The sequence below is a fragment of the Actinomadura sp. KC216 genome (assembly GCF_004348535.1).
Classification (GTDB): Bacteria; Actinomycetota; Actinomycetes; order Streptosporangiales; family Streptosporangiaceae; genus Spirillospora.
Map to the genome: position 1 here is coordinate 1 of NZ_SMJX01000321.1, position 9,215 is coordinate 9,215.

General features: G+C 69.4%; 13 protein-coding genes and 1 pseudogene. 1 reads left to right on the forward strand and 13 read right to left on the reverse strand.

Annotation, left to right across the window (positions count from 1 at the left end; genetic code table 11):
• From E1264_RS35165 to E1264_RS44000, 11 genes are all read right to left on the reverse strand, one after another.
• Positions 1–317: hypothetical protein (locus E1264_RS35165; RefSeq protein WP_207936631.1), on the reverse strand; the 317-nt coding region annotated here is incomplete at its 3' end.
• A gap of 212 nt (positions 318–529) precedes the next feature.
• Complete coding sequence (locus E1264_RS35170; protein WP_132180598.1) at positions 530–2,668, reverse strand: FtsK/SpoIIIE domain-containing protein; 2,139 nt, start codon at positions 2,666–2,668, stop codon at positions 530–532.
• The gene (locus E1264_RS35175; RefSeq protein ID WP_132180600.1) at positions 2,665–3,954 is read right to left on the reverse strand and encodes a DUF2637 domain-containing protein; all 1,290 of its coding nucleotides are present in this window, start codon (positions 3,952–3,954) and stop codon (positions 2,665–2,667) included. Before E1264_RS35175 ends, E1264_RS35170 begins: the two co-directional genes overlap by 4 nt.
• Positions 3,951–4,232 carry a hypothetical protein gene (locus E1264_RS35180; protein ID WP_132180602.1) on the reverse strand — a complete coding sequence of 94 codons (282 nt, stop codon included), beginning with the start codon at positions 4,230–4,232 and terminating at the stop codon, positions 3,951–3,953. Before E1264_RS35180 ends, E1264_RS35175 begins: the two co-directional genes overlap by 4 nt.
• Positions 4,229–4,636: an RRQRL motif-containing zinc-binding protein gene (locus E1264_RS35185; RefSeq protein WP_132180604.1), complete on the reverse strand. Its 408-nt coding sequence runs from the start codon at positions 4,634–4,636 to the stop codon at positions 4,229–4,231. Before E1264_RS35185 ends, E1264_RS35180 begins: the two co-directional genes overlap by 4 nt.
• Positions 4,633–4,923, reverse strand: a complete 291-nt coding sequence (locus tag E1264_RS35190; protein WP_132180606.1) for a hypothetical protein — start codon at positions 4,921–4,923, stop codon at positions 4,633–4,635. The genes E1264_RS35185 and E1264_RS35190 overlap by 4 nt, the downstream gene beginning before the upstream one ends.
• Positions 4,920–5,513 carry a hypothetical protein gene (locus tag E1264_RS35195; RefSeq protein WP_132180608.1) on the reverse strand — a complete coding sequence of 198 codons (594 nt, stop codon included), beginning with the start codon at positions 5,511–5,513 and terminating at the stop codon, positions 4,920–4,922. Before E1264_RS35195 ends, E1264_RS35190 begins: the two co-directional genes overlap by 4 nt.
• Before the next feature lie 203 nt (positions 5,514–5,716).
• Positions 5,717–5,914 (reverse strand): hypothetical protein, encoded by a 198-nt coding sequence (locus tag E1264_RS35200; protein WP_132180610.1) that lies wholly within the window; start codon positions 5,912–5,914, stop codon positions 5,717–5,719.
• Positions 5,911–6,045 carry a hypothetical protein gene (locus tag E1264_RS46095; RefSeq protein ID WP_279491870.1) on the reverse strand — a complete coding sequence of 45 codons (135 nt, stop codon included), beginning with the start codon at positions 6,043–6,045 and terminating at the stop codon, positions 5,911–5,913. Before E1264_RS46095 ends, E1264_RS35200 begins: the two co-directional genes overlap by 4 nt.
• Positions 6,046–6,348: a WhiB family transcriptional regulator gene (locus tag E1264_RS35205; protein WP_243711356.1), complete on the reverse strand. Its 303-nt coding sequence runs from the start codon at positions 6,346–6,348 to the stop codon at positions 6,046–6,048.
• 111 nt (positions 6,349–6,459) lie between these two features.
• Positions 6,460–6,606 carry a hypothetical protein gene (locus tag E1264_RS44000; RefSeq protein ID WP_165964546.1) on the reverse strand — a complete coding sequence of 49 codons (147 nt, stop codon included), beginning with the start codon at positions 6,604–6,606 and terminating at the stop codon, positions 6,460–6,462.
• A gap of 353 nt (positions 6,607–6,959) precedes the next feature.
• Between E1264_RS44000 and E1264_RS35210 the strand changes: the two genes are divergently transcribed.
• A complete protein-coding gene (locus E1264_RS35210) occupies positions 6,960–8,006 on the forward strand; it encodes an XRE family transcriptional regulator (protein ID WP_243711357.1) in 1,047 nt (348 codons plus the stop codon).
• 4 nt (positions 8,007–8,010) lie between these two features.
• Here the strand turns inward: E1264_RS35210 and E1264_RS44895 are convergent, their stop codons facing one another.
• Positions 8,011–8,454 (reverse strand): NUDIX hydrolase, encoded by a 444-nt coding sequence (locus tag E1264_RS44895; RefSeq protein ID WP_207936633.1) that lies wholly within the window; start codon positions 8,452–8,454, stop codon positions 8,011–8,013.
• Between the two features lie 135 nt (positions 8,455–8,589).
• Positions 8,590–8,778: pseudogene (locus E1264_RS44900) on the reverse strand (winged helix-turn-helix domain-containing protein); the annotation flags it as partial.
• Between the last annotated feature and the right edge of the window lie 437 nt (positions 8,779–9,215).

Sequence of the window (9,215 nt, forward strand, 5' to 3'; positions counted from 1 at the left end):
GGCCGGTTGCGTTGCTGCTCGCGGCGCCGCCGGCGAGCGGCGTCAGCCCTGGCCTTGCGGGCGGCGGCCTTCTTGGCAGCCTTTTCCTTACGGGTCTGGGCGGCCTTGCGCTTGCGGAAGTCGGTTTTGACGGTGCAGGTGTGGGTCAGCGGGTTGGTGTAGGGCTTGCCGCACCTGCCACAGGTGCGGGTGGCGGTGGGCTTGAAGCGGGTCTTACCCGGGCGGCGTTTGCTGTCCATCCGGGTGACGCAGGTGTGGGTGAGCGGGTTGGTGTAGGGCTTACGGCAGGTGCCGCAGCGGAACAGGGTGATCCCCATCGGGGTGCCTCCACAGGCGTTGCGTTGCGGGCAGGGGTGGGGGGCGGCGGACCGTTGCCTAGGCGGCGGCCCGCCGGGCCGGTCGGGTGCTGGGCCGCAACACCGCAACAGTGCAGGTCAGGGTGTTGCGACTCGCGTTGCGTGTTGCGGTGGCGTCGGGTTTGTGCAGGTGGGGGCATGTTGCGCTACCGCAACACGCCGCTGGTGTTGCGCTACATCTCGGCGGGCGCGTCGGGGTGTGCGGCGACGTAGACGGCGGCGCGTTCGCAACCGGCCTTGACGCCGGGGCTGTCGGGATCACGCAGCTTCTTGACCTCGATGCCCAGGGCGCGGAGTTGGGAGGAGACCGCTTTGGTAGTGATGTCGGCGTACACACCGGACAGGTGCTCGCGCAGCAGGGCGGCGATGGTGTCGCAGTGTCGCTTGTCGGCCGAGCCGAACACCGTCAAGACGTCGGCGGCGAAGCTGCGCTCGGGCTCATCGGGCTCGGCCTCGCCCAGGGCGTAGCCGGACAGCACCCCGGCGGCCTGGCGCATCGCGCGGGCGCGGGCGGCGATCCGGGCGGTGTCGTGCAGGTCCAGGTACAGGGTCCGCACGGCCTGCATGTCCCCAGCGCCGTTGTACCAGCCCAGCCCCCGGTCCACGTCCAAGCGGAACTCTGAGGCGCGGTATCCGGCCTTGTAGGCGCCGCTGCCCAGGATCATGTCGTTGGAGACATGGTCGGGGACCTTCAGGCAGAACCGGACCAGGGCCAGGTCCCGCACCTTGGGCGGCAGCGCGTCCCCGTCGGGGCGCTGGGTGGCGAAGATGATGAAGATGCCGTAGGCGCGGCCGATCCGCTCCACCGCGGCCAGGTCCTCCACCAGGGCGGGGCCGCCGTGGTCGGGGTGCAGGATGAGGTTTTGCACCTCATCGAAGATCACCCCGATGGGGCGCAGGTTCCGGCGCCGGTCGGCGGCCAGTTCCCGGGTGAGCTTGCCGTCCGGCTTGGCCTCGCGCGGGAGCTTCTTGAAGATCTCGCTGCGGCGGTGCATCTCGGCCTTCAGCTTGCGGACCGATGCGGCGGCGTAGGCGATCGCCTCGTCGTCCATCCCGGAGACGTAGCGGTGGCACACCTGGGACAACGGTTCCAGGTCACCCTTACCGGCCAGCTCGTGAATCCACAGATCGGAGACCACGTCCAGGGCGATGCCGCAGCCCAGCGCGCGCACACCGGTGGTCTTGCCCTGCCCTGGAGCGGCACCGATCACCCAGTTGTATTCGAACAGCGGCGCGCCGACGAGCTGCCCGCGGGGGGTGACCGCGAACGGCACGGTGGCAAACACATCGGTGGTGCCGGTCCGGACCAGCGGATACGGGACGGGCTTGGCCTTGGAGATGTCCCGCCGCCCGATCCACAGGTACAGCCGTCCGGCGTGCTCGTGGGCGAGGCGTTCGGGCCAGGTCGCCGACAGCGGCCGCCGCAGCCCTGAGGCCAGTTCCTCGCGCTTTTGCAGGATGTGGGTCGCGGTCACCCCATGCGGAAGGTCCAGCTCCACACCCCACCCGTCACCATCGCGGTGCACGTCGGCGATGAACGCCAGCCCCTCACCGCTCTTGATGACCTGGTTGATCGCCGAGATGCCCAGCGACCCCAGCCCGCGGGTGATGATCTCGGGAGTGGGAGTCTGGTAGGCGGTCGGGACCACCGCGGCGCGGATGATCGGCTGTCCCTCGGGGGCGCCGTGCCGGGCCAGCACCGGCGCCGCGACCGTGCCGAGTCCGATCCATGCCCAGCCTGGCAGGTACTTCCAGGCCACCAACCCTGCCACCGCCGCGCCGACCGTGCCCAGCGCGACGATCTGACCGCGGGCGGCGCGGGTCTTCTTGCCCTCGCGGTGGGCGTTCATCGCGTCGTGGTGCCCGGACCGGCCGGCGGCCACGGCCTGCGACTCCAGCACCCATCCGTCGGTCCACTGCCACCATGCCATCAGGCGCCGCGACAGCCGCCGCGCCCCGCACACCGCGTACCAGGTGGTCACCACGATGTACTTGGGTGCGCGGAACCCGTGGTAGCGGGTCTTGTACCACCACAGCCCAGCCAGATCGGCCAGCGTCGTCCGCCAGGTCTCCCGGGTCCATTCCTCGGGGACGATCGGCCGCCGCTGCTCGTCATCGTCACCAACCGGCGCGTACCCACCACCGCCCGGTCCGTCGTCCGGTCCGTCGCCGGACGCGTCGCCGATCGCCTCGCCGGTCACCGGGTCGGCGGCGGTGATGTCATCGCCGGGGTAGTCGGCCGCCGGTCGCAGGGGCACCACCGTGCCCTCGCCGCTGTCATCGTCGGCGGTGTGCTGGTCCATCGGGTTCATCGGGCGTCACCATCCTTGGCGGTGGGGTCGGTAGGGGTGTCGGTCTTCAGGCGGGCCAGCAGGGCGCCGACGCGGGCATTACCGGCGGACTGTCCGGCCGCGCGCAGCCGCGCGGCCAGGGTGTTGCGGGTCAGGGGCTCACCGGCCGCGGTCAGGTCGGCGGCGATGCTCCGGCCGAGAGGCATCAGGTCGTCCACGTCCGGCGGCGGCGTGGCGGGCTTGCCCGAACGCGTCCGGGTCCGGCGGCCGGACGGTCCACGCGTGCCTCCACCGGACCGTCCGGCCGTGGTCCGGGGACGGGTCCGAGACGGCGCGGCGGACGGTCCACCGGGACGGTGGCCGGACGGTCCGGACTCCAGCGCGGGACGGTCCATCCCCGGCAGGGCGGGACGGTCGGCGACCGGTCCACCGGACGGCGCGCCCGACACCACGGTGGACGTCTCGGCGGACGGCTCGGAGAGTTCGCCGAGCCGGTACAGGGCCCGGACGCGGCGGGGCGCGTTGCGGCGCCATGCCCACCGGCCGTAGGTGTCTTGCAGGTCGGTCAGGGCGAGGACGCGGGCGCGTTCGCGGTTCAGGGCGTCGGGGTAGGACCGGATCTCCCACAGCACCATCCGGCGCCACAGCTTGACCGTGGGCCAGGGCGCCAGGACCCACCGGGACGCGCGAATGGAGTCCATCCGGGTGCCCGCAGCGATCCCGGCGCGGATCCGGATCACGTGCGCGGCGATCTCGACGGCGACCACCCACAGCGCAGGCAGCACCGCGTGCGCGACCTTGCCGAACACCCCGTGTTCGCCAGCCACGTTGAGGTACACCGTGGCGCCGGTCAGCGCCCACGGGATGAACCGCAGCCACCGAATCCGCATGTCCAGCCGCGCAAGCACGATGTCGAGGGCGGCGAAGATGGCGATGCCGAGGTCGATACCGAGGGGCACCGTCCAGGCCAGCCGACCGAACGAGGGCCGGGAGGCTTCGGCGACGGCGGCGAAGCTGTTGATGAACCCCAGCAAACCCAGGGCCGCCACCAGCGCGGCCACCACGGCGACCGCGGTGAACTCGCTACTGGTCAACGCGCGTCCCCGCGGCGAGAGCGGCGAGGCGCCGCGCTCGTCGGCGCCCGCGGCACGCCCGGTGGGCGTGTCAAGGGCCGGGCGCGGGCCGGTGTGGTCGGGGTCGGTGATCGGTCGGGGCGGGCCCTCGGCGGCGTGCGCAGGTGTGGTGGCGGGCGCGCCGAGGGCCGCGGACACCGGCGATGCGGGCACGTGGTGATTGAGCGTGGTCATGCCGATTGCCTCCTGTCGGGGGCGGTACCGGCCGGGGCCGAGTCGAGGGGCTCGGCGCGCCGGACGGCGGCGGAACGCGGGGTGGTGGCCTGCGGGGTGGCGGGGTGGTATTCGGTGTCGAGGTCGGCGGCCATCACCGACCGGCCGCACGGCTCACAGCGGAACCGGACCGGGCCACCGTCCAGCGGCGCCGTGCAGGACGGGCAGCGCTTGACCGGACCCGCACGCAGCGGGCGCGGGGCGAGCGCGGCGCGGTGGGTGGGCGTGGTGGCGTTCATGCCGCGGTCACCTCCGTCTCGTCGGGGCCGTCCGCGCATGCCATGCACTCGCCGAGGTGGCGGGGCAGGACGTAACCGGCGTCGCGGTCGCAGGTCGGGCAGTGCCGGCGGGCGGCCAGCGCCTTGCCGAGGGCGGCGCGCTGCCGGTCGGTCGGGGTCCGCTTGGGCAGCGCGAGGCGGACGTCGTAGAGGTAGGCGGCGCGCACCCCGCCGGGGGCGTTGTAGCGGCGCGAGTTCCACAGCACCTGACCGGCCACGTCCTGACCGCCCGGGCGCAGGCCCGCGGCGGCCAGCTGGCGGCGGGTGCGCAGATGCTCCGGGGCCATCCGCCACGGCCACGTGGGGATCCCGTACCGGCGGCCGGTCGGGTCGAAGAACCGGGCCGGGCTACGGCGGCGGGTCATGGCGCCACACCCCCCACCGGCACCCCCACGGACGCAGCGGCGGGCACGGGGTTGGGGGTGGGGCGGTGCACGGTGACCAGGGACCAGCCCTGGTCCCGCACCGACCGGGCCACCAGCACCACCGCGGCGACCGTCAGCCCAGCGGCCACCACGACGGTGACGGCCAGGGTCGGCGCCGGGTGCGCAGTCAGCACCGCCCCACCGGCCACCGCCAGCCGGGCCGGGGACGCGCACAGCCAGCACACCGCCGCGGCCAGCACGGCCAGCACGAGAAGGGCGCCGATCACCGGGCCACCCCCGCCCCACCGGCGCCGGTGTCGAGCGCGGCCAGCACCGGCGCCACCCTGCCGTGCAGCAGCGCGGCCAGCCATGACAGCGACGCTTTGGCGTCGGTGACGGTCAGCCGGTCGGGCGCGAACCGCGGGGCGTACAGGTCCGCGGCGGGGATGTGGAACAGCAGCAGGGTGCTGGTCAGCATCGCCGGGCGACGCGCCATCGCGGCATCATCGGGGACGTGGTAGCCGCGGTTCCAGCGGTCGCCGCGGTCCCAGTCGGCGAACAGGCGCGTGTCGGCCAGCGCGGCCGGGCGCGGCACCGCGACCTGCACGCGGGCGATCAGCGCGGCGTCGTGCTCGCTGTGGGTGAAGGTCACCGACTGGAGCCGCTCGGCCGTCCAGTCGAGGTAGGGCGGCGCCATGGTCGGCGAGGTCGCCACCTGCCAGGCGGCAGCGGCGAACTCGCCAGGGTCGGCCGTCACCGCGCCGTCACCGTCGCACGGGGCGAACAACTTGGTGTAGCGGCGCAGGTAGACGCCGTACCGGGACACACCGTCCGACGCGCGGTCACGGTCGTCGGTGTCGTCGAAGGTGAAGATCATGGCGGCGCTCACTTCTTGCCGCCGGACTGCTTGCCGGGCTGGGTGGCGTCGTAGGCGTCCCGGACGGACTTGGGCTCGCCGTTGGGCCAGGTCGAGGACTTGCTGGAGGTCGGCTTGTCGGCCATCGTGGAACTTCCTTCCTGGTGAAGGGCCCGGGGCGCCGGTGCTGTGGAAGGTGCGGCGCCCCGGGACGGCAGGGGTCGTCAGTGCGGGTCGGTTTCACTCGGCGGCTCGGCGCCGGGCGCGGGCGGGTCAAGGGAGACTTCGAGGTAGAGCGAGACCAGCGCCGAGTTCCCGCGCCGCCGATACGGTTCGGAGGTCTCCAGTACGGTCAGGACGCTGGCGATGCGGGCGGCGGCGGTGTCGACCTCGGCGGGCAGGCCGGTCAAGCGGACCTTCACCAGATACCGCCGCTCAGCAGGGCCGCAGCGGCGAGCGCGAAGTACACCAGTGCGAACAGCACCCGGATCCGGGCCTGCGGGTCCTGCACCATGTCGCGGGCGCGGGCGATCAGCACACTGAGCCGCGTCATTCAGGCCACCTCCGTCATGTCGTAGGCGGCGAACACGCCAGCGAGCTGAACCGGGGTGAACCCGCCCCACACCCCGTACTCGGGACGGAGCCGTTCGGCCAGCTCCAGGCACGCGCCACGCAGCGGGCACGACTCGCACACCTCGGCCGCCACCAGCTCGCGGGCCTCCCGCTCGTCCGGCGACTCGGCGCCGTCCGGACCGGTGTGCAACTCAGGGTCAAAACGGCACTGCGCACCCTCGATCGGCTTGCCGCGCAAGTCGACCTCGGCCAGCGCAGCCAACGGGGACAAAGAACGGGACACGGGCACCTCGTTGGGATCGGTGAACGGTCGGGAAGGGCGGCCCTCGACGGCGTGCGTGGTGGCTTGTGCGCCGAGGGCCGACGTCTGCGAGCGGGAGGCAGTCATCGCAGGTCAGCCCAGCGAGCTCGAAAACGTGGTGATCGCGTGAACGACCTTGTTGGCCAGCGCAGCGGCCTTCTCCGGGTTGTTGATCGCGAAGATCGCGAGCGCGACACCGGCGATCCACTGCGGGATGCTGGCGGACTTCTGAGGGAACATCTCTGCGACTCCTCTAGGACTGAGTAGCCCGCCAACGGCGAACCACTTCACGAGGTGCGCACCAATTTAGAACTGGTGCGCACCACTGTCAAGGGTGGTGCGACAAGTCCCGCGGCACGCTGCGCCGCTGGCTGCCGTGGTTCCAGGAAAACCGGCAATGACCTGCGGAAACAGTTGGCTGGGGTTAACTCAGGATGGTTAACCCCTGTTGACCTCGGCTGATCTGCGGCATCCTCGACACACAGGCAGATGGGCAGTCGGGAGTTGGAGCTATGCCCCTTGGCTTGAAGCAGGCGCGCGCCGCGCGTGGGTGGTCCCAAAACCGTCTACGCGCCGAGATTGAGCGTTATGTGATGAGTCATCCGCAGATCACCATCGCCAGTTCTGCAAGCCTGAAGGTCTATATCTCCGAGTGGGAGAACGGCAGGCGTTCGGTAGCCGAGCCGTACACAACTATTCTGCGGGCCCTCCTTGGTTGGACCAGTGAAGAACTATTTCAAGAGATCACGCCGCAAGCCGCAGACGGTTATGACGAACTAATCCGCCAAATTGACACTGCGCAAGCAGTAAGTCGCTCCATGGTGAATACCTTCACCAGCCAGACCGAGCTACTGCGTACACAGGACCGGATGGCCGGAGCATTTAGCATCGTTGACCAGATGAATGCACATCTAGCAGCGTTGCAAGAAGCATTGACGTTCGCAGTCCTTCCCGACGCGCGGCGACCAGTCGCGAGAGAACTTGCGGGAGCGGCAACACTTGCGGCGTGGCAGGCGCTCGACGTGGGCGCGGCCGATAGAGCGTGGCGGCATTATGAAATGGGCAAGCAGGCGGCGAAAGAAGCCGATGATGTTCGGTATCTGGCCCATGCCATGGGGGAGCAAGCATTCGTTCTGGCAGATGCTGGCCGCCCCGCACTTGGCGTGGAGTTGATAAACGAGGCGCTGCGCATCGGCACCTCACAACTGTCAGCAAAACTTCGGGCATGGCTTTTGTCTGCTGACGCCGAGCTGCGCGCGCTTGCCCATGACGCCGAGGGGGCGCAGCGCGCATTGGAAAAAGCCGCGCAGACAATGCCGGACACGACAGATCCTCGTGACGAAGATATCGCCAGCATCTTCCTGAGCACTGAGCACTTTAGGCGCTGGACTGGTCACACGCTGGTGCTGCTAGGAGACGAAGAAGCCATCTCGACTCAGTACGGTGTTCTTGAGTCTATGGACCCGACTTTTGTGCGAGCGAGGGCAGGGCTTCATTGTGACCTCGCCGAAGCTCATTTGGTCCGCGGTGAGTACGCAGATGCTGCGCGGCAAGTTCGTGAAGCGAAGCTCTTGGCAAACAGAACGGGTTCTGTGCGTTATCGACGCCGCATTGCTCGGCTTGGCGAGGCGACTAGATGACTCGTCAGTGACCGAATGCAAGCACATGCAGTAGGGCAACAAGGGTCCCCGACCCCATCAGTTCGCCCTTCTTAAGCAAGCGCTGTATGTCCGTCAGGGGAATCCAGGCGACTTCGCCTTGCTCTTCGATATCACTGGGGTCGCCTACGCGAGTTGCTCCACGGCCGATGAAAATCTCATGGGGCGAATCAACCATCCCGACCATGGGCTCATATGTGACGGCGTGCTCAAGTGAATGCGGACGCCAACCAGTCTCTTCCTCGACCTCGCGTAGCGCCGCCTGCTTTGAGTCTTCCCGTTCATCCACGATTCCGCCGGGCAACTCCCATCCCCACTGCTGCGGGACAAATCGATACCGCCACAACATGAGCACACGGTTTTGATCGTCGATCACTGCAGCAATGGCAACACGCTGGAGATGGACAACGTGATGCTCGAAGCGCTCCATGTCGGGGGGCTCGACATCAGCAAGGCTGAGCCGTACCCATCGGTTGTCGTAGACCGTGCGTTCTCCATGGATCTTCCAGGGCGTGAGCGTCCGACCGTGGATAGCTCGCTCATAGGCATCCGTGACGTAATACCCGCTGCCGTGGGTGACCCGCAGGGTCTCATCCGCTACCAGTCTCGCGAGTACCTGACGAACAGTCGTCCGGCCAGCCCCTAGCTCCTGAGCGATCGTGCGTTCTGAGGGGATGCGAGCCCCAGGCCCGTACCTCCCCGACCTGATCCACTCTCGAATCGCACGTTCGACACCCGCAGTCACATCACCCATGTAGGCGGTAGCCCTTCCGGTCGGGGACCACTGTGTGCCACCAGTTTAGGAGGGATGCATGTTTGTGCCGCCAGCACCGCGGTTGGGGTCTGGCGTGTTGGACCGCACACGTAGGCGCAGCGGAAGCGCCTGCTGTCCTCCTGGCGTCGAGATGGCTTGGTACGAGGTCCCGTTCTGACGCCGTCAGGGGGCCGTTGAGTACCGAACTGAGTACCAACCGTCCTGGACGCCCGTGGACGGGCTTGGAGGCTAGCGGACCTCGCACCATGCCGCTTCGGGCGGCGAGCATGCATCGAACGTGTGTGCGACCCGTTCGAGTCCAATCGCGGGAGCCGAGGCGGGAGAGGTGTGCTCAGCGAGGTGGCTCGCTTTCGCCAGGGCCCGCAGTGTCTTTCCGGGGGGCGACCCCCGGACCCCCGATGTGGGGGCTCCGCCCC

Bases quoted from the DNA above. Each gene is read 5' to 3' on its own strand.
- E1264_RS35170 (WP_132180598.1), bottom strand. From the start codon at position 2,668: ATGAACCCGATGGACCAGCACACCGCCGACGATGACAGCGGCGAGGGC.
- E1264_RS35175 (WP_132180600.1), bottom strand. From the start codon at position 3,954: ATGACCACGCTCAATCACCACGTGCCCGCATCGCCGGTGTCCGCGGCC.
- E1264_RS35180 (WP_132180602.1), bottom strand. From the start codon at position 4,232: ATGAACGCCACCACGCCCACCCACCGCGCCGCGCTCGCCCCGCGCCCG.
- E1264_RS35185 (WP_132180604.1), bottom strand. From the start codon at position 4,636: ATGACCCGCCGCCGTAGCCCGGCCCGGTTCTTCGACCCGACCGGCCGC.
- E1264_RS35195 (WP_132180608.1), bottom strand. From the start codon at position 5,513: ATGATCTTCACCTTCGACGACACCGACGACCGTGACCGCGCGTCGGAC.
- E1264_RS46095 (WP_279491870.1), bottom strand. From the start codon at position 6,045: ATGACGCGGCTCAGTGTGCTGATCGCCCGCGCCCGCGACATGGTGCAG.
- E1264_RS44000 (WP_165964546.1), bottom strand. From the start codon at position 6,606: ATGTTCCCTCAGAAGTCCGCCAGCATCCCGCAGTGGATCGCCGGTGTC.
- E1264_RS35210 (WP_243711357.1), top strand. From the start codon at position 6,960: ATGAGTCATCCGCAGATCACCATCGCCAGTTCTGCAAGCCTGAAGGTC.
- E1264_RS44895 (WP_207936633.1), bottom strand. From the start codon at position 8,454: ATGGAGCGCTTCGAGCATCACGTTGTCCATCTCCAGCGTGTTGCCATT.